Origin of the sequence: Actinomyces sp. (assembly GCF_030524025.1) — a bacterium.
GTDB lineage: Bacteria > Actinomycetota > Actinomycetes > Actinomycetales > Actinomycetaceae > Actinomyces.
In genome coordinates, this window is the sequence record NZ_JAUNHI010000042.1 from 1 (window position 1) to 18,521 (window position 18,521).

The following is an 18,521-nucleotide window of genomic DNA, read 5'->3' on the forward strand; positions in this document are numbered from 1 at the left end:
GGGGGACGGCGGAGGGGCCGCGATGTACCCGATGTACTCGATGTACGCGATGTAGAGGAGCGGCGCAAGCGCGGCTGCCGTCGTGGTGGTCGAGGGCACGGCCGGGTCAGGACAGCGGGGAACAACATGGCGGCACCACGCGCAGGGCGCGGCGACCACGGAGCTGTGACCCTCCGGCTACGATGGGCGCGTGATCTTCAAGGCAGTCGGCGAGTCCGCACCCTATCCCGCGCACGGGAGAACGGCTCAGCGCGACTGGTCGGTCATCGCTCCGCGGCAGGTCCGCCTCGACCAGCTGACGACCACGCGCGCCACCCTGGACCTGCGCGACCTGCTGGACGATGACTCGACCTTCTTCGGCGACCTCTTCGCCCATGTGGTGTCCTGGCGCGGAAGCCTCTACCTGGAGACCGGACTCCACCGTGCACTGCGCGCCGCGCTGCAGGGTCGCATGAGCATCCACGCCCGCATCCTGGAGATCGACGACGAAGGCAATCCGATCCCCGCGCCGCCGCCGCCCGACCTCTGAGGTCGGCGAGCCCGAGGTCGTCGGTCGAGGCGACCCGCCCCGGCACTGCCCGGGGGTGAGCGTCGTGCCCGCGAAGGGACGAGGCCGGAGCGGGCTGTCCACCCGGGGCAGAGGACAGACCCCTCGACGTGCCGTAAGTCCCGATCTCGAGGTGCCACAAGTCCCGATCCCGGGGTTGGTCAAGCGGTGTGCGGCACGACGCACACCTTGCCCGTCGCGGCGCTCCGACCCTTGCCAAGGCCCTGCCAGTACGCCCGGTCGGCCCCGCTCCACAGGGGCGGGACCGTATCTGCCTGCGGACCGTGGTCGTCTATCGCGCCGACCGATGACATACTCGTGACCGGAATGAGATCAACTCGGGGCGAGCCCCCGGCACGGACGGACCAGCGACTGACCATTCGACCAGCCTCCCACCCCTGGCAAAGGAGACGCACATGACCTCGCACTCGGCGTCACCGCCGCTGCCCGCAGGCTGCCGCGCCGCCTCGAAAAAGGCCATCGGCGCCAGCATCGTCATCGACGCGCTCACTGTTGTCCTGCCCCTGGCCACGAGCCTGATCCTGCCTGGTCCCGCTACCCTGCGGCTGCTCCTCGCCCTTGTCGCCGTCGGCCTGGGGGTCCTGGCCCTGGTCGCCCACTGCCTCTACGGACGTGCACTGGGCGGGGTCGTCCTCGGCCTACTTACCGTCGACGCCGACGCCGGTCTACCGACCGGCACGCCCCGCGCCCTGTTGGCGGTCGCCATGCTCGGCACCGCCCGGGGCGCCACCGTGCTGGACATCACCAACGGTCCGGATCCCTCGACCGGGACCCTCGACGAGCTCGACGCGCGTGCCGCGGAGCAGCGCTCCAGCACCGCCCCGCAGGAGGTCCCGGCCACCAGGCAGGTCGCCGCCCCGGCCGCGCAGACGCCCGCGGTGGCCGACAGCACCCAGGCGGCTGCGATCCTCGCCGCGACCCAGCAGCGGGGCTCCCGCTCGCCGATCACCACGGTGCCGGCGAACCCCGCGCGCACCCCCGTGGCGGGCGTGCCCGCCGTGGCCGAGCAGCACACCGCGGTCATGCCGCCGGTGACCGCACCGCCGCCCCCGCCCCCGCCGAGCCCGCACGACCTGGCCGCACCCGCCCCGCAGCCGGCACCCCGCCGGGCCGCGGTCCAGCCCACCCGGGCCACTGCACCCGCACCGGCCGAGGCCGCCCCACCAGCGCCCCCGCAGGTCGGCGCCCAGGCCACCCAGGTCCCCCGGGCGCCCCAGTCCCCGCCGACCGCACCGGCCTCGCGCGCCGCGTCACCGATCGTCAGCTCAGCCCCGTCGGCGCCTCGGACGAGCCCTTCGGGCCCGGCAGGTACCGCCCCCCTGGCGGCCCAGCCCGGCCAGATGAGCCGGCCGGCTCCGGCGAGCCGGACCAGCCGCGACACGGCCCCCGCGACCCTGCCGCCGGCGGCCATCGGCTCGGCTCCCTCGGAACCCCAGACGAGCCGGCCCGGCCCGACGAGCCCGGGGCCTCGCCCCGGCCCGGCGAGCGCGGCGCCCCAGCCCGCCCCGGCCACCCGTCCCGACCCGACGCGCCGGCCACCCGCCCCGGCGAGCGCGGCCACACCGGAGACGCAGCAAGCGAGCACGCCCCCACCCGCCGGCGCCACCACTCCGGCCCCGCCGCCGCCCACGGTCACCCGCAAGTCCCTGCGCAACCAGCAGGCGCCCACGGTCACCCGCAAGTCCCTGCGGGCGATGGAGCGCGAGCGGCTCGCCCAGATCGAGCGCGAACGGCTTGAGAAGGCGGCAGGATGAGCCGCGTCAAGGACGTCGCCCCCGACGACCTCGACATGGAGTCGACCAGGGTCCGCCGCGCCCACCTGCGCGCCGCCCTCGAGCACGGCGGCCCTCCCGGCCCTGACCGCCGTCAGGCCCCCTGGCTTGTCATCTCTGTGCTCGTGGCGTCCCTGGCCTGCGCGGGCTGCGTCGGGTACGCCGCGGTGTCCTCCCTGACCGAGCCCACACCGTCGCGCGCCACCAGCACCGGCACGACACCGCCTGCGCCGGCCGACCAGTAGGAGCGGCCATGATCCCCTACACCCGTGTCACCCTCCTGGCCGAGTCCTCCCGCGCCGAGCTCGCCATGCCCTCCACCGAGCCCGTCGGCGTGCAGATGCCCATGCTGCTCGAGCTGCTGGGCGCCGCGGCACCGGCCACCGCCTCCTCCGGGGGGCGGGGCACCCGGCCCGAGGACAACGAGCCCGGAGAGGACGCCGCCCCACCCACCCATCTCGTGCGCGCCGACGGTAGCCTCATCGACCCCGAGCTCGACCTGGCCAGCCAGCAGGTGCTCGACGGGGAGATCCTGCGGCTGGTCGCCCTGGAGAACATCCCGGCCCCCACACGCGTGTCCGACCTGAGCACGCCACTGTCGGAGATGACCCGCACCCACCCGGGGCGGTGGCGGCCCACCGACAGGCTCGTGGGCGCACGCCTCGTGCTCGGTCTGGCCGTGGCGGCCACGGCTTGGCCACTCCTGCGCGGGCTGTCGACGACCGGGCACGTGCTGACCAGCCTGCTGGCCGTCCTGGCGCTGAGCGCACCGGTGGCCTGGCGGATGAGTGCCCCCCGCACGGCGGGGTGGGAGGTGCCTGCCACCGGGGTGCTGGTCGGGCTCCTGGGCGCCGAGTCCCTGGCGCTGGCCCTGGAGGGCCCGGACCACGGGCTGCCCGCGGGTGTCGCGCTCGCCCTGGTCACGACGGCGGGAGTCGGCCTGGGTGCGCACCGACCCGGGTGGGCCCTCGGAGCCGGGATCGGCCTGGCCGTGGAGGGCTTGTGGCTCCTTGTCGCGGCGCTGTCGCCCTCGGCCCTGCTCTCCCACGGGATCATGGCCGTCGCCGCCCTTGTCCTGACCGGCTCGCTGCCGTGGATCGCGCTGACCGTCTCCGGCGCGGCACGCCTCGACGACACGGTGCTGACCGGGACGCTGCCCCCACGCACCCGGGTCCGGCGCTCGCTGGCCTCCAGCCACGATGTCCTCGTCGTCTCCTGCCTCGTGTCGGCGGTCACCGTCGCGGCCACGACGGCGGCCCTGGCGATGGGCTCCGACCCGTGGGGCTGGGCGCTGGCGGTGGCCGTTGCCGTGGCCACGGCCCTGCGCTCGAGGGCATTCCCCCTGCGCGTCGAGGTGCTCGGCCTGTGGCTGGCCTGCCTGCCCGCGCCGCTGCTGCTCCTGGCGGGGCTGGACCCCGCCGTACGCCTGACCCTGCTCGCCCTGGCGGTCGTGCTCCTCGGCGGCGCCTGCCTCTACCAGCCCGCCCCCCACACCCGCCTACGCCTCCAGCGGGCGGGCGACCTCGTCGAGGCGACGGCGACGGCCGCGACGATCCCCCTGCTGTGCGGCCTCAACGGGCTCTTCAGCCACCTCCTGGGCCTGTTCTCATGACGCCGACGAGCCTGGAGACCGCGTCCGCCGCCGCCCCGAGGGCGCCCGGCGCCACGGGCGGGCGCGCGCCGGACCTGGTGCGCGACACCGACCTGCTCGCCCTGGCCCTCAGTGGGGCGGCCTCCTCGCGGCGCCGCGCCCGCCGCTCCCACGAGGCGATCTGCCGCGCCCTGCCTCACACCTGCCGCCTGGCCGTGGTCCCCACCGTGCACAGCTGCGGGTCGACGAGCCTGGCGGTCCAGCTGACCGGGGCCCTCGTGAGGGCCAGGCTCCTGCCCGGGACCCTCGTGGCCGCCTCCCCGGGGCCCGCCGACGCCTCGGCCCACCTGCCCTTCCACGTCACCTGGGACAACGGCCTGTCGGCGCCCACCACCACCGGGACCACCACGACAGCACCCGCCCCCACCTCGCCGGTCGGCGCCACCGAGGCCGGCGCCGACCTGCGCCGGGGCGCCTCCCCGGGCACCGGGCTGCCCACCGGTCCCGACGGGCTGACCTCCTGTCTCAGGCTGCCCGCGGTGGGCGACACCCTGCCCGACAGGTGGGCGCATGCCCACGCCGAGCTGTCCACGCTGCCCGACACGTGGGTGGTGGAGACCGGGTCCCTGGCCGCCGAGGAGATCGGCGAGCTCGCCCGGGCGCGCCACGTCATCGTGCTGGTCTCCCCCGCCCGGCGCCGGCAGGTCGAGCGGGGGCGGGCCCTCGTCGCAGAGCTGTCCGGCGCGATGCGGCGCCTGGGCTCACCTGCCGTCCTCCACGCCGTCGTCGCGGTCGCCCCGGGGCGGCCGCCGCTGCCGCGCCTGGGTCCGGGAGAGACCCTCGTGCCCCACGACCCGGCACTGGCCGGTGCGCCCGGACCGATGCCGCTGCGGCGGCGCACGGCCGCCGCGATCTGCGAGATCGCCGCAGCGGCCGTGGAGGCCACCGGCAGCTCTCACAGACGGGGCGAGACGCCGTGATCCGAGTCGTCGACCGCCCTGAGCGCCGGTCCGGCCCCGCCGAGGCCCCCACCCCCCTCATCCTGCCCACGCCGCCCGCTCACGTCGGGGGCGGCGCCGGCCAGCTCATGCCGGTGGGTCCGGCCCTCACCCTGCTGGGGGCCGGTTCGGCCCTTGCGGTGACGGCGCTGGCGCGCTCCAACATCATCCTCGTCGTGCTCGCCGCACTCGTGGCGGTCGGCACCGCCGTCGGCCTGCTCATCACCGTCCTGTCACGGCGCGGCGCCCAGACCCGGCAGCGTCGCGAGCAGCGCACCCGCTACCGCCACTCGCTCCTGGCCGCGACCGCCGACCTGGAACGCACCGCCGAGCAGACCCGGCGGGCTGCCCACCTGGCCCACCCGGCGCCCGCGGCGCTGCCGGCGTGGGCGATCGACCCCGCGCGGCGCTGGACGCGGCGCCGCACCGACCCCGACTTCCTCCTCCTGCGGCTCGGCACCGCCGACCTGCACCTGCCCCTGGCGGCTCTGCCCCCACAGGCCGACACCGCGGCCGCCGACCCCCAGCTGCTGGCCCAGGCGCGTGCCGTCGTGCGGGCACACACCGTCCAGGAGGCCATGCCCGCGCTCATCGACCTCGACGGCGCCGGCCAGGTCAGCATCGTGGGACCGCGCGAGCTGACCCGGGACCTGGCTCGCGTCCTCATCGTCCAGGCCGCCGTCCACCACGGGCCCCAGGACCTGCACATCGCCCTGGCCCACGACGAGCACCGGGCGCCTCACTGGGACTGCGTCTCCCGGCTGCCACACCTCGTCATCGACGGGCACTTCGACGGCCCCGTCGCGAGTCGGCGGGTCGCGGCCGACCAGGGCGCCTTCGAGGAGGTCCTGGGCCCGGAGATCGCCGTGGCGGCCAAGGCCGCCGCCGAGCGGCGGCGCACGGGCACCGAGCACGAGCTGCGCGGGCGCCCCCGGCTGCTCGCCGTCCTCGACACCGACCGAGCCGCACGCGACCTAGCCATCCCCGACTCCTCACTGGGGGCCCAGGACATCGGCGCCACCGTCATCCACCTCCTGACCGACCCCAGCGACGAGCCCGCAGGCACCCGCCTGCGCCTGACGGTCCGCCACGACGGCGTGGTCGAGGTCTATGACCTGACCGGGCCCGAGGGCTCACGCCCCCGCGTCGTGAGCCCCGATCGGCTGGGGCCCGCCCTGGCCGAGGGCGTGAGCCGCACCCTGGCGCCGCTGCGCCCCGTCGAGGCGGCGCGGCGCAGCAGCCGGGGACGCTCGGCCGCCGCTCTGCTCGGCCTGGAGGACCCGCGGGCCCTCGACCCGGTGCGCGCCTGGGCGCCACGTCCGGCGCGCGACTTCCTGCGCGCGCCCATCGGCACCGACGACGAGGGCCGGCCGGTCCTGCTCGACCTCAAGGAGGCCGCCCAGCTCGGCGTCGGACCGCACGGCCTGTGCGTGGGCGCGACGGGCTCGGGCAAGTCCGAGCTCATGCGCACCCTCGTGACGGCGCTGGCCGCCGGGCACCGTCCCGAGGACCTCACGATGGTGCTCATCGACGTCAAGGGCGGGTCGACCTTCGCTCCGCTGGCGGGCCTGCCGCATGTCGTCGGCCTGGTCGACCACCTCGTCGGCGACCCCGGTCTGGCCCGGCGCGCCCGCACGGCGATCGCCGGGGAGGTCATGCGCCGTCAGGAACAGCTGCGCCAGGCGGGCTCGCCCGACATCAGCCACTACCGTCTGCGGCACGCCGACACCCCCGGGCTGCCGCCCCTGGCCCACCAGCTCATCATCATCGACGGTCTGGGCGAGCTGCTCGACACCGACCCGGGTTTCGTCGAGCTGCTGCTGACCATCGGCCGGATCGGCCGCGCGGTCGGGGTCCACCTCCTGCTGACCAGCCAGCACCTGCCGGGTGCGGGCCTGCGCGACCTCGACGCCTACTTGTCCTACCGGATCGTCCTGCGCACCTTCTCGGAGGCCGAGTCCATGGCCGTCCTGGGGCGGCCCGACGCCTTCCACCTGCCCGCCACGCCCGGCTACGGCTACCTCTCGGTGGACACGAGCGTCTACACCCGCCTGCGCGCCGCCCATGTCTCGGCCCCCGTCGAGGATCGGGCCCCCTCCGCCGAGCCCGAGGAGATCACCGATCCGGCCCCCGTGATCCTGCCGGTCTTCAACGGCCTGTCCCCGCAGGGGCGCCCCGGCGACCAGCGTCCGGCCTCCCACGGGGTGGGCCTGAGCGTCATGGAGCAGGTCGTCTCCCGCCTGCGCGACGAGCACCGCCGCGGCCCACGGGTCTGGCTGCCCCCGCTGCCGCGGGCCCTGTCGCTGCCCGCGGTCTACGGCGCCCCGCTGGACCGGGGCCCCCGCGGCGTGCTGGCCCCGGAGCGGGCACGCCCGGCCTCCGGCCTGGCCGTGCCGGTCGGCATGCTCGACGACCCCGCCTACCAGCGCCAGCTCCCCTGGATGATCGACCTGGGGGCCCGGGGCGGGCACGTGTGCGTCGTGGGCGCGCCCCAGTCGGGCCGCACAACCCTCCTGTGGACGCTGACGGTGTCGGCGGCGCTGACCATCCGGCCCGAGCGGCTGACCTTCTATGGGCTCGACGCCATCGGCGGGTCCCTGGCGCACCTCAAGCCCCTGCCCAATGTCGGTGAGGTCGCCACGCGCGGGGACCGCGCCCGGATGCGCCGGCTCCTCGACGAGCTGGCCTCGATGCTCGACCACCGCGAGCGCATCCTGTCGGCCCACCGCATCGACTCCCTCGAGATGCTCCGCGAGCAGCACGCCGCCGGGCTGCTGCCGAGCCTGGCCAGCGCCGACGTCGTCGTCCTGGTCGACGGGGCCGGTGTGCTGCGCGCCGACTTCCCCGAGCTGGTCGACTCCCTCGACGAGCTCCTGCACCGGGGGCGACGCCTGGGGATCCACGTCGTCATGACCGTCTCCCGGCCCGAGGACCTGCCCGCCTCCCTGCACCCGCTGGTTGGCACCCGGCTCGAGCTGCGCCTGAGCGACCCCGCCGGCTCGCTCATCTCCCCCGAGCTGTCCCGGGCGGTGCCCCTCAACCTGCCCGGGCGCGTCCTGTGCCCCGATGGCCTGGTCGCCCAGGTGGCGCTGCCCGTGGAGGACACCACCCGGCCGGTGGCCGCGGGCCTGGACCGCCTCGCGCTGGAGCTCCATGACACGTGGGACCCCGGACCGCCCGCCTCGGTTCGTGTCCTGCCCTCCCAGCCCGCCTCCCGCAGCCACCGCCTCCGTGGACACGGGCACCGCACCCTGCGCTCCGACCAGCGCGTACGCTGAGCCCGGGCCGGACACCGGCGGGCACGCGCGCGTGGGACCTCGTCCATTACTCTGGAGCGCGTGAGTACCACGCCAGACCCCCGAGCCGAGTACCGCCGTCGTCTTCGGCACCGTCAGACGACCGTGATCGGCGGCAGTCTCGCCGTCATGGCTGCGCTCGTGGTCCTCAGCCTCATGGTGTGGTCGGGAGTGCTGCCCATTCCTCTCGACCCGGGATTCTCCTCAAGCTCGGATAACACGACCCCGGCCGTCCAGCCCTGCCCGCCCTCGGACGCCACGACCGTCGAAGTCACCTCTTTCCAGGTCAACGTGTACAACGGCACGGACACCGCCGGGCTGGCCGGTGTCGTGGCCGATGCCCTGTCGGACGCGGGGATCACCGTGGCCAACACGGCGGACTGGCCCAAGGGCGCCTATGCCGGCGACGTCCAGCTGACGACCTCGGTGAGCGGCCTGGTCCACGCCTACTCACTGGCGCGGATCTTCACCGGGACGGTCATCATCCAGATCGATGAGAACCAGGACCCGGCCGACGCGACGGTCGGCGTCGTCCTCGGCGAGGAGTACTCCGAGTCCATCATGTCGGCCGGGGAGATCAGCATGCTGCGCGCCGGGGAGCCGATCAGCGCCCCCTCGGGCTGCGTGACCCCGACCACCTCCTCCGAGGGCTGAGCCCCGGCGCGGGTCCTTCCCGGAAGGTCGGGCCGGGCACGGCTTCCCGGCGCCGTCGGCTCAGTTCTCGTCGGGCGCTGCCTGCCGGGAGTGGCGCCGGGCGTAGGCGGGTCCCTCCAGCTCGGTGCCGGCCGGGGCCGAGGCGGGTGAGGCCTGCTCCAGGTTGGTGCCGCGCAGGTTCGAGATGAGCCGCATGACGTGGTAGACGACGAGAGCAGCCGCCGTGCCCAGGGCGATGCCCTCGAAGGTCATGCCGCCGGGGGCCCACGTGAAGTTCGCGATGGCGACGACAAGGGCCACGGCCGCCGTGTTGAGGTTGACCGGGTTGGAGAAGTCCACGCGGTTCTGCACCCAGATGCGCACGCCGAGCATGCCGATCATGCCGTAGAGCACGGTCCCGGCGCCGCCGAGCACCCCCTGGGGAATGGTGGCGATGATCGCGCCGAACTTCGGCATGAGGGACAGGGCGAAGGCGAAACCGGCGGCCACGACGTAGGCGGCCGTCGAGTACACGCGGGTCGCCGCCATGACGCCGATGTTCTCCGCGTAGGTCGTCGTGCCCGAGCCCCCGCCGCTGCCGGCCAGGACGGTGGCCAGGCCGTCCGCCAGCAGCGCCCTGCCGGTGACATCGTCGAGGTTGTCCCCGGTCATCGCCGCCACCGACTTGACGTGCCCGACGTTCTCGGCGACGAGGACGAAGACGACCGGGATGAACAGGCCCAGGGTCGAGGGGTCGAAGGCGGGGCTGTGGAAGTGGGGCAGGCCGAACCAGGCGGCCTGCTCGACCGGTGCGAAGTCGACCTCGCCCAGGCAGACGGCCACGGCGTAGCCGATAAGGACGCCCACGAGGATCGACAGGCGCCCGATGATGCCTTTGAACAGCACGGTGACCAGGCAGATCGACAGGATCGTGACGACGGCCGAGACCGGCCCGGCCTGGACGTTGGCCCACGCCGCGGGAGCCAGGTTGAGCCCGATGAGCGCGACGATGGCGCCGGTGACGATCGGTGGCATGAGGGCGTCGATCCAGCGCACGCCCGCGAGGTGGACGATGATGCCGACGACGGCCAGGGCGGCTCCGGTGGCGATGATGCCGCCCTGGGCGTAGGAGGCGCCCAAGGACTCGGAGACGGCGAGGATCGGCGCGATGAGCGCGAAGGAGGACCCCAGGTAGGAGGGCAGGCGTCCCGCCGTGATGAGGAAGAACAGGAGCGTGCCGATGGCACTGAAGAAGAGGGTGGTCGCCGGCGGGAAACCGGTGAGCAGCGGCACGAGGAAGGTGGCGCCGAACATGGCGACGACGTGCTGGGCGCCGATGCCGACGGTCCGGGGCCAGGAAAGCCGCTCGTCGGCGGCGACCACCGCGCCGGGTGCGATCGAGCGTCCGTCGCCGTGCAGGCGCCAGCCACGCGGGGCGCGCCGGGGGGCGGGGACTGTGGAGGATGACGACACCGTGGTCTCCTGTCGCAGGATCGGGAATGGGACGGCGCCGATGCGGTCGACCGCCGGACAGGACCCGGCACAGCCCTGCCGGGATGCCAGTCTATGTCATCGTCGGCACACGATGCGGGGGTGCCGGGGGTGCCGGAGGTGCCGTGGGTACCGGGGCCTCGGCGCTCGTGCCGGGCGCCGCCGCGGCCCCGGGCTCGGCCCTCGAAGCTGTGCCCCCGCCTTGCCCGATAACGCGCGGGAGTCCTGCGCCGAGACGGGGCATGTCCTCCCGAGGGACGAGGCCGACGGTTTGATCCCGAGGCATGATGGCCCCATGAGTCAGGAGCCCGGTCTTGTCGACCCGACACGGATCGTCCCCGAGGGTTTTGTGTTTCCCGGGACCGAGGGTCTTGATGCGCGGGAAATCTTCTCCGGCCCCGGGTATCAGGCGCCCGCCCAGCGCACGGACGGCGCGGCGATCGCCGCGCTGATATGCGCCGTGCTCAGCCCGATCCCCGGCCTGGGCCTCCTCGCCGCGATCCTCGGGGCCTACGCCCTGCGCCGGCTGCGCCACTCCTACGCCACCGGGCACTCCCTGGCCTGGCTCGGGGTCGTCGTCGGCACCGCCTCGACCGTGGCCTGGCTGACGATGGTGCCACTGATCACGCTCACCTCGTGACTCCGGCGCCTGTCCGCATCCTGTCCCGGCATCCTGCCCCGGCATCCTGTCCTGCGCCTTGCCGGACGACCCCGGACCCCCTCGCCGAGATCGGGACATATGGCACCTCGAGATCGGCGAGGAGATAGGCCCCGACATGACGAGGCCGCAGCCGGTCGTGCCGCCGGCCCCGGCGTCCGATGCGCGGCACATCACGGCACTACCACCCTCGAGCACCGTAGGGTGTGCGCGTGAAGCCCTTCATCATGGTGTCAACGCGCCCCGAGACCGAGGCCGCGGACAACGAGTACGAGTCCTTCCTCGCCCAGGGAGGGCTCAGCCGCAACGACCTCCACCACGTGCCCCTCGAGGAGGTCGACTTCCTCGACTCCTTCGCCGCGGGGGACGTCTCCGGGATCTTCATCGGGGGCGCCCCATACGATGCGTCGACCCCCGAGGCGGCCAAGACCCGCACCCGCCTGCGCGCCGAGGAGCAGGTCCGCGAGCTCCTCGCGGTGGCCCTCAAGGAGGGCATCCCGCTGCTGGCCACCGGTTTCGGCCTCGAGGTCCTCGCCGGGTACCTGGGTACCAAGACCTCCCCCCGCTTCGGCGAGGAGCCCGGGGCGGCCGACGTGTTCCTCACCGCCGAGGGCCGTCAGGACCCCGTGCTCGCGGGCCTGCCCCAGACCTTCACCTCCTTCGTCGGCCACACCGAGGGCGCGGTCGAGGTTCCGGCGCACGCCACCCTGCTGGCCAGCTCACCGGACTGCCCGGTCCAGATGATCCGCGTGGGCGCCAACGTCTACGGCACCCAGTTCAACCCCGAGCTCGACGCCGAACGCTTCGCCCAGCGCCTGTCGATCTACGCCGACGCCGGCTACGGCGAGCCCGGCATGATCGAGGACGTCGTCGCCGAGGCCCGCAGTGTCGAGCCGCATGTCGCCGGGCGCATCATCCGCAACTTCGCCAGCCACTTCGCGCGAGACTGAGACACTGAGACGGCACTGAGACGGCGGGGCCGGCCCCCGGGCCCCCGGCGCTCAGGACAGGTCGGCCAGCTCGGCGGGCACGTCGGCAAGCGCCTGGGCGATCTCGGTGGAGCCGTCCCGGAAGGGGATGACCCGGCCGACGGTCGCCGGTTCGGCCAGGACGGCAACGATGACCGCCGCCACGTTGCCGCGCGAGGTGAAGGTCTCCGCGGCGTCCTCCGCCCGGCCGACCTCGATCCGACCGCTGGGCGTGTCGAGGGTGAGGCTGCCGGGCCCCACGATCGTCCAGTCGAGGTCGGTGGACTGCAGGTACCGGTCGGCCTCGAGCTTGGCCATGGCGTAGGCGCGCAGCGGGTGGTCGTCGGGGACGGGCTCGGGGCCGTGGGAGCCGATCCACGAGACCATGACGTAGCGGCGCACGCCTGCCTGCTGCGCGGCCTCCATGGAGCGCACGGCACCGAGGTGGTCGACCGCCTCGGTGCGGGCGGGTCCTCCCTTCCCGCCGGCCCCCGCCGACCACACGACGGCGTCGGCACCCGCCATGACCTCCGCCAGCTCGGCTTCGGTGGCCTCCTCGACCGACAGTACGAGGGGCTTGGCACCGGTTGGCGCCAGCTCGGGGACCTGGTCGGGGTCGCGGACGAGCGAGACGACCTCGTGGCCATCGTCGACGAGCAGCGGGGCCAGGAGACGGGCGACCTTTCCACTGCCGCCGATGATCACGATCCTGGACATGAGTGCACACCTTTCGTCAGGGGAGCGGGCACGTCTGGGGCAACATCAGGGGCATCGCACCCATTCCCGCAAGGTGGGCGGCCACCGTCGCACCGAGCCTCGGCGGCCGGCCGACGGCGACCCAGCGGCCGCCACGGCGGGGGGCGGAGGGCGCTCAGTCCTGGGCGAAGAGCTCGACGAAATTGCGCAGCACCGCCCAGGAGTCGCTCACGTCCTGGGTGTAGGACCACTCCTGGATGGCAGCCAGGTCCTCGGTCTTGAAGTAGCCGTGCCCGGTGTAGCGGCCCAGCCTGTAGGAGATCGCGTCGGGGTCGAGCTCGGGGTGGAACTGGGTGGCGTAGAGATGGTTGCGCACGCGCAGCATCTGCACCGGACAGCTCGCCGAGGTGGCCAGCACGGTCGCCGCGGGCGGGGGAACGAGAACCGCGTCCTTGTGGGCGACGAAGGCGCGGAAGGTCGAGGCCATGCCGGCGCACAGCGGGTCGGCCATCCCGGCCTCGGTCAAGGTGATCTCCGGGGCACTGACCGGCTCGGCGAAGGTGGAGTCGATGACGGCGCCCTGGTGGTAGGCCAGGGTGCCGATCCCATAACAGGCGCCCAGGAAGGGGAAGTCCGCCTCGACCAGGCGGGTGAGCAGGGCGTCGATCTCGGCCTCGACCCGCTTCTGCGCCGCGGACTTGCGGTCCTCGGGGGTCGTCGTGTTGTAGGGGGAGCCGCCCGCGAGGATCCCCGACCAGGCATCGAGGTCGATCTCGGGCATCGGATGGGCCTCCAGGCGGTGCCGGACGAGGTCGCGCTCATCGAGGCCGGTGCGCTCGAGGAAGGACTGGTACTCGGCGTCGGCGGCGCCGTCGTCGGCGCGCGTCGCCAGGAGGAGGAAGGGCTTCACATCGCCGACCTTAGCGGGGGCGGCGCCCGGGGCGCAGGCGGTCCGTCAGCCGGGACCCGCGCCGGTCAGCGCAGGGAGCCCAGCACCGCCAGCACGGCGGCCCGCACGACCTGGGGCGCCGACGGCTGCGGGCCGGCCGCCGGTGGCGTCCCTGTGCCCGGGGCCGCGGCGTCGACATAGGCCAGACCCGCCACCCGCACGCCGCGCGCGGCCAGGGCCATGGCCTCGGCCACGGAGTCGCAGACGGCGGCCTGGGCCCCCATGCCCGCCAGGACGGCGGCCTCGGCCCGCGTGGGTCGCAGCGGCCCGGGGGTCAGGGCGACGACGCCGGGCTCACCGACGCCGTCGAGCTCGGCCAGGGTCGCCGTCAAGGACTCATCCCAGGAGCCCTCGAGGACCCGGCCGGCGGGGAACAACGGCTGGCCACTGAGGTTGAGGTGGTCGGCGATCGGCAGGAACCCGCCCGGGGCGAGGCCCCCCAAGCCAGTGGCTCGGGTCACGAGGAGGGCCGCGGGCACCTGGGAGGCGACCGTGCGGGCCAGCGCCGTCGTGCGGCGCGCCGGGCGGCCCTCGAAGGCGGTGGTGCGCCCCCGGGCGATGAGCACTCCCCGCCCGCGGTGCTCGTAGGAGGCCAGAGCGTCCTCCTGGCCGACCGTGCCCGGGGCGGAGACGCCGGGCAGGAAGGACAGGCGCACACGGGAGGCCGGTGCGCCCCAGTCGTCGTCGAGCTCGGCCAGCAGGGCCGGTTCGGCGACGACGAGCAGATCGTGGCGGGCACGCCCGGTGGCCAGGAGGATCGAGGCGCCGTCAGGGTCCTCGTCCCACGTCCCGGCTGCGTTCTGAACGGACACGCGCTCCCCCTACCTGCCTGGTGACCTACCTCGTGGACACACCCTCGACGGACAGACTTTGACCGCAGCCTACCGGGCCCCGGCCCGAACGCCACCTCAGACGGCCAGAGCCCGGCCCGCCCGGCCCCTCCGGTCACATCTCTGGCACGGTCCTTGCCAGCGGCACGCTGGCGCATGCGCACACGTCGCGAGGACCCCTAGGATCTGCGGCCGCGGCAGAGAAGACCTTCATCGTCAGCATCCCCATCGACCAGGCGCGTTCCCTTATCTCCCAGGTCTTCACCCAAGACGGGTGGAAGGCGGAGCCGACCCCCACAGGCGGACTGGCCCTGTCCAAGGGCAAGCTGGGCTTGTCGATCGCCCTCGGCGCACTGGCCGGCAAGAACTTCTACCTGTCTCAGAACGTGGAGTTCGCCACCGGACCGCAGGGTGAGACCCTCGCGGTCTACCGATCCTCGACCGGCAACGCCATCATCGGCGGCGCCATCGGGGTGTCGAAGTCCAACACGGCGCACGCGTTCTACAGCCGGGCCATCGGGCAGGCTCTGGAGGCCAACGGCGTCCTCCTGACCGCACAGTAGGCCTGCGGCCCGTGCCCGGGGGCGCCTCGGCGAGGCCGAGCCCGGGCACGGGCCATCACACCCACGGTTGTGGATCCCTTCTCCACGTCGCCACGACGGTCCTGCGGGCCCTGGCCGAGGGCGAGGGCGAGGGCGATGTCCTCGTCTTCCTGCCCGGGGCGCGGGAGGTCGAGGGCGTGGTGTCCCGGCTGCGGGAGCGGCTCGGGCTGGGCACCACCGTCCTGCCCCTGCACGGCCGCCTGCCTGCCCGGCCCAGGACACCGCGCTGTCGCCGGGGCCGGGCAGGCGGGTGGTCGTGTCGACCAGTGTCGCCGAGTCCTCCTTGACGGTGCCGGGGGTGCGCACGGTCGTCGACGCGACCCTGAGCCGCCGGCCGCTTCGACCTGGGCCGGTTGGACCTGGAGGGGGCCCTGCGCACGCTGCTGCCCTGGCCCGAGGCGGCCCGGCTCGACGCCCTGGCCCCCGAGCGCCTGGCGGTTCCCTCGGGCTCCCGGGTCCGGGTGGACTACTCCGGGCCGCGGCCGGTGCGTGCGGAGATGCGCGGGCGCTACCCCCGGCACGCCTGGCCCGAGGATCCCTGGTCGGCGCGCTGATCCCGGGCGCCGTCGGCGCCGGCACCGGAGGGCGCACGGCGGGGCCGGCTCCCGCGTCACGACGAACCCCCGAGCCGCTGACACGACCCGGGGGTGATGGCGGTAGCGCTGGGATTCGAACCCAGGGTGGCTATGAACCACACAGACTTTCGAGATCTGCACCTTCGGCCGCTCGGACACGCTACCTCGGGGATCGAGATTACACGGCGTGCTCGTCGCGCCCCAAACGGGCCACCTGCGAGGTCGCGCACACTCACCCCTCCCCTCCCGCGAGATCGGTAGATATGACACCTCGAGATCGGTAGATATGACACCTCGAGGTCGCCGCATCCGGCGGGCATTCGCCCACGCACTCACGGCAGGAGACCCTTGACACATCCCTGACCTGACGAGAGAATTCCGCTCTCCGGCGAGTCACCAGCCGGCCATACCCACACCCTGAGCACAGCGACGAACACGATCGCAGCAACCGCTCGTTCCTCGACAGGGCACGGCGCATCGAGGCGCCACCCCGACCCGGTGCCGGCGACGGCACCGCACATGTCGCATGACCAGCCGGTCATTCAGCGACACGGACTGAACCGCATGACCCCGCCCGACCGCGGCGCGAGGTCCGCACTGCCGGGCAGGACGGCCTGGCAGGACACCCCGGAGGACCGCCGGTCCCGACGAGCCGGCGCTCCCCGACGTCTTCAGCCTGCACGAAGGAGCGCCCCCCATGAGCACACCCATCACGCACACGTCCACCTCTGTGGCCCGCGCGGCCTCGCAGACCCCGCCGGACGCCCGGACCTGGATGAGGCACACCATCGGCGTCGTCGCTGGCCTGGCCCTGGCGGCCCTGGTCTTCCTCATCTTCCCCTCCGACGGCGTCGACCAGGTCAATGCCATCGCGGCGGCGGGGACCGACGGCGAAGAACCCGGCCAGTACACCGACCTCGGCCTGCGGGTCGTGGCCTCCGCCGCCGTCCTGCTGGGGGTGTGGTGGATGACCGAGGCCATCCCACTGGCGGCCACCGCCCTGCTGCCCATGGTCATCTTCCCCGCCTTCCAGGTCGCCGACTTCAAGGAGGTCGCCGCCCCCTACGCCTCGGACACGATCTACCTGTTCATGGGCGGATTCATGCTCGCCCTGGCCATGCAGCGCTGGAACCTGCACCGACGGGTGGCCCTGGGCGTCGTCCTGCTCGTGGGCACCCAGCCGCGCCGGCTCGTCCTAGGATTCATGGTGGCCACGGGATTCTTGTCGATGTGGGTTTCCAACACGGCCACCGCCGTCGTCATGCTGCCCATCGGCATGTCCGTGCTCAACCTCGTCTCGGGACTGCTGGGCGGCATCGACCGGATCAAGCGCTTCGCCACCGGCCTCATGCTCGGGATCGCCTACGCCGCCTCCATCGGCTCGGTGGCCACCATCATCGGCACCCCGCCCAACGCCCTCCTCGTGGCCTACCTCGACGAGACCCACGGCATCAGGATCAGTTTCGGCCAGTGGATGCTCGTGGGGATCCCCGTGGCGATCATCTTCATGGCCTTCACCTGGTGGCTGCTGGTCCATGTCCTGTTCGTCCCCGAGGTCGACAGCATTCCCGGCGGGCGCGAGCTCATCGTCGGCCAGTGGAAGGAGCTGGGACCGATGAGCCGGGGCGAGATCTCGGTGGCGATCGTCTTCGTGGGGGCGGCACTGTCGTGGGTGTTCGTGCCGCTGCTGCTGGACTACACCGGCTCGAGCCTCAACATCTCCGACTCCCTCATCGCGATGTCCGCCGCCGTCGCGCTGTTCCTCCTGCCCGCCGGCTCCAAGCGGGGCATCAGGCTGCTGGACTGGAAGACCGCCAACGAGCTGCCCTGGGACGTCCTGCTGCTCTTCGGCGGCGGGCTGTCCCTGTCCCAGATGTTCACCAAACTGGGCCTGTCGGTGTGGATCGGGGAGCAGGCCAAGGGCCTGAGCGCGCTGCCGACCGTCGTGTTCGTGGCAGCCGTGACGGCCCTCGTCATCTTCCTGACCGAGATCACCTCGAACACGGCGACGGCCGCCGCGTTCCTGCCGATCATGGGCGGCGTGGCCACCGGGATCGGCCTGACCCGGGACAACCCGATGAACGTCCTCCTGCTTGTGCTCCCGGTGGCGCTGGCCGCCACCTTCGCCTTCATGCTCCCCGTGGCCACGCCCCCCAACGCGGTGGCCTACTCCTCGGGCTACGTCAGGATGGGCGACATGGTGCGCACCGGCATCTGGCTCAACCTCCTGGGGGTCGTCGTCATCACCGCCGTCGTGCTGCTCATCGCGGTGCCCGTCTTCGGCATGAGCCTGTGACCGGTCCCGCCGCACGCATCGGCGCCCCGGGGCGCGCGCGGCGGGGCCTCGCTCCCGGAGGCGGCGGGCTCAGCGCCGCGAGGAGAAGAACTCGGTGAGCAGGGCCTCAGACTGCTCGGCCCGCAGACCGGCCACGACCTCGACGACGTGGTTGGCGCGCGGGTCGCGCAGGACGTCACGCACCGACCCGCAGGCCCCGGTCCGCGGCTCCCAGGCGGCGAAGACCACCCGCTCGAGGCGGGCCAGGACCATGGCGCCGGCGCACATCGTGCACGGCTCGAGGGTGACGACGAGAGTGCACCCCTCCAGGTGGGAGGAGCCCCACGCCGCCCCGCCCGCGCGCAGGGCGCGGATCTCGGCGTGGGCGGTCGGGTCGTGCTCGGCCTGGCGGGCGTTGGCGGCCTCGGCGAGCACCCGGCCGTCGGGGTCCAGCAGGACGGCGCCGACCGGCACCTCCCCCTGCCTTCCGGCCCGGGCCGCGAGCGCGAGCGCCCGGGCCATGGCCGCGTCGTAGCGCTCGCGCGTCAGTCCTGCAGTGGTCACGAGCACAGCCTGCCACCCGCCGGCGTCACGTGTCCGGTGCGGCGCCGTGAGTCCA

At 73.7% G+C, this 18,521-nt stretch carries 17 protein-coding genes and 1 tRNA gene; 12 read left to right on the top strand and 6 right to left on the bottom strand.

Annotated features, from left to right (window positions below; genetic code table 11):
- Positions 1–190 precede the first annotated feature (190 nt).
- The 7 genes from Q4C85_RS11090 (at position 191) to Q4C85_RS11120 (ending at position 8,879) form a co-directional block, all read left to right on the top strand.
- Positions 191–529: a type II toxin-antitoxin system VapB family antitoxin gene (locus Q4C85_RS11090; RefSeq protein WP_303142102.1), complete on the top strand. Its 339-nt coding sequence runs from the start codon at positions 191–193 to the stop codon at positions 527–529.
- Positions 530–963: 434 nt separating this feature from the next.
- Positions 964–2,322 (top strand): hypothetical protein, encoded by a 1,359-nt coding sequence (locus Q4C85_RS11095; RefSeq protein ID WP_303142104.1) that lies wholly within the window; start codon positions 964–966, stop codon positions 2,320–2,322.
- Positions 2,319–2,585: a hypothetical protein gene (locus Q4C85_RS11100; protein WP_303142107.1), complete on the top strand. Its 267-nt coding sequence runs from the start codon at positions 2,319–2,321 to the stop codon at positions 2,583–2,585. The genes Q4C85_RS11095 and Q4C85_RS11100 overlap by 4 nt, the downstream gene beginning before the upstream one ends.
- 8 nt (positions 2,586–2,593) lie before the next feature.
- Positions 2,594–3,952 carry an EsaB/YukD family protein gene (locus Q4C85_RS11105; RefSeq protein ID WP_303142108.1) on the top strand — a complete coding sequence of 453 codons (1,359 nt, stop codon included), beginning with the start codon at positions 2,594–2,596 and terminating at the stop codon, positions 3,950–3,952.
- Positions 3,949–4,911 (top strand): hypothetical protein, encoded by a 963-nt coding sequence (locus Q4C85_RS11110; protein ID WP_303142110.1) that lies wholly within the window; start codon positions 3,949–3,951, stop codon positions 4,909–4,911. The genes Q4C85_RS11105 and Q4C85_RS11110 overlap by 4 nt, the downstream gene beginning before the upstream one ends.
- Entirely contained in the window at positions 4,908–8,207 is a 3,300-nt protein-coding gene (gene eccCa / locus Q4C85_RS11115) for a type VII secretion protein EccCa (protein ID WP_303142111.1), read from the top strand. The genes Q4C85_RS11110 and eccCa overlap by 4 nt, the downstream gene beginning before the upstream one ends.
- Before the next feature lie 60 nt (positions 8,208–8,267).
- Entirely contained in the window at positions 8,268–8,879 is a 612-nt protein-coding gene (locus tag Q4C85_RS11120) for a LytR C-terminal domain-containing protein (RefSeq protein ID WP_303142112.1), read from the top strand.
- Positions 8,880–8,939: 60 nt separating this feature from the next.
- On the opposite strand, the gene Q4C85_RS11125 is transcribed toward Q4C85_RS11120, so the two are convergent.
- Positions 8,940–10,331, bottom strand: a complete 1,392-nt coding sequence (locus Q4C85_RS11125; protein ID WP_303142114.1) for a uracil-xanthine permease family protein — start codon at positions 10,329–10,331, stop codon at positions 8,940–8,942.
- Between the two features lie 313 nt (positions 10,332–10,644).
- Here Q4C85_RS11125 and Q4C85_RS11130 point away from each other — a divergent pair, with 313 nt between their 5' ends.
- Both Q4C85_RS11130 and Q4C85_RS11135 read left to right on the top strand, forming a co-directional pair.
- Positions 10,645–10,989: a DUF4190 domain-containing protein gene (locus Q4C85_RS11130; protein ID WP_303142116.1), complete on the top strand. Its 345-nt coding sequence runs from the start codon at positions 10,645–10,647 to the stop codon at positions 10,987–10,989.
- Between the two features lie 230 nt (positions 10,990–11,219).
- Positions 11,220–11,957: a hypothetical protein gene (locus Q4C85_RS11135; RefSeq protein WP_303142118.1), complete on the top strand. Its 738-nt coding sequence runs from the start codon at positions 11,220–11,222 to the stop codon at positions 11,955–11,957.
- Positions 11,958–12,008: 51 nt separating this feature from the next.
- Here the strand turns inward: Q4C85_RS11135 and Q4C85_RS11140 are convergent, their stop codons facing one another.
- The 3 genes from Q4C85_RS11140 to Q4C85_RS11150 all read right to left on the bottom strand — a co-directional run bounded on the left by Q4C85_RS11140 (position 12,009) and on the right by Q4C85_RS11150 (position 14,432).
- Positions 12,009–12,692, bottom strand: a complete 684-nt coding sequence (locus Q4C85_RS11140; protein ID WP_303142121.1) for an NAD(P)H-binding protein — start codon at positions 12,690–12,692, stop codon at positions 12,009–12,011.
- Positions 12,693–12,846: 154 nt separating this feature from the next.
- On the bottom strand, positions 12,847–13,581 hold the full coding sequence (locus Q4C85_RS11145) for a glutamine amidotransferase (protein WP_303142123.1): 735 nt from the start codon (positions 13,579–13,581) through the stop codon (positions 12,847–12,849).
- A gap of 65 nt (positions 13,582–13,646) precedes the next feature.
- The gene (locus Q4C85_RS11150; protein ID WP_303142124.1) at positions 13,647–14,432 is read right to left on the bottom strand and encodes a purine-nucleoside phosphorylase; all 786 of its coding nucleotides are present in this window, start codon (positions 14,430–14,432) and stop codon (positions 13,647–13,649) included.
- Positions 14,433–14,782: 350 nt separating this feature from the next.
- Here Q4C85_RS11150 and Q4C85_RS11155 point away from each other — a divergent pair, with 350 nt between their 5' ends.
- Together Q4C85_RS11155 and Q4C85_RS11165 are read left to right on the top strand one after the other, a co-directional pair.
- The gene (locus tag Q4C85_RS11155; protein WP_303142125.1) at positions 14,783–15,013 is read left to right on the top strand and encodes a hypothetical protein; all 231 of its coding nucleotides are present in this window, start codon (positions 14,783–14,785) and stop codon (positions 15,011–15,013) included.
- Positions 15,014–15,405: 392 nt separating this feature from the next.
- On the top strand, positions 15,406–15,606 hold the full coding sequence (locus Q4C85_RS11165; RefSeq protein ID WP_303142128.1) for an ATP-dependent helicase C-terminal domain-containing protein: 201 nt from the start codon (positions 15,406–15,408) through the stop codon (positions 15,604–15,606).
- A gap of 97 nt (positions 15,607–15,703) precedes the next feature.
- Here the strand turns inward: Q4C85_RS11165 and Q4C85_RS11170 are convergent.
- Positions 15,704–15,792: transfer RNA gene (locus Q4C85_RS11170), tRNA-Ser, on the bottom strand.
- Between the two features lie 532 nt (positions 15,793–16,324).
- On the opposite strand from Q4C85_RS11170, the gene Q4C85_RS11175 reads away from it, so the two are divergent.
- Positions 16,325–17,923 (top strand): DASS family sodium-coupled anion symporter, encoded by a 1,599-nt coding sequence (locus tag Q4C85_RS11175; RefSeq protein WP_303142130.1) that lies wholly within the window; start codon positions 16,325–16,327, stop codon positions 17,921–17,923.
- A 69-nt stretch (positions 17,924–17,992) separates the two neighbouring features.
- On the opposite strand, the gene tadA is transcribed toward Q4C85_RS11175, so the two are convergent.
- Positions 17,993–18,424, bottom strand: a complete 432-nt coding sequence (gene tadA / locus Q4C85_RS11180; RefSeq protein ID WP_303142131.1) for a tRNA adenosine(34) deaminase TadA — start codon at positions 18,422–18,424, stop codon at positions 17,993–17,995.
- Between the last annotated feature and the right edge of the window lie 97 nt (positions 18,425–18,521).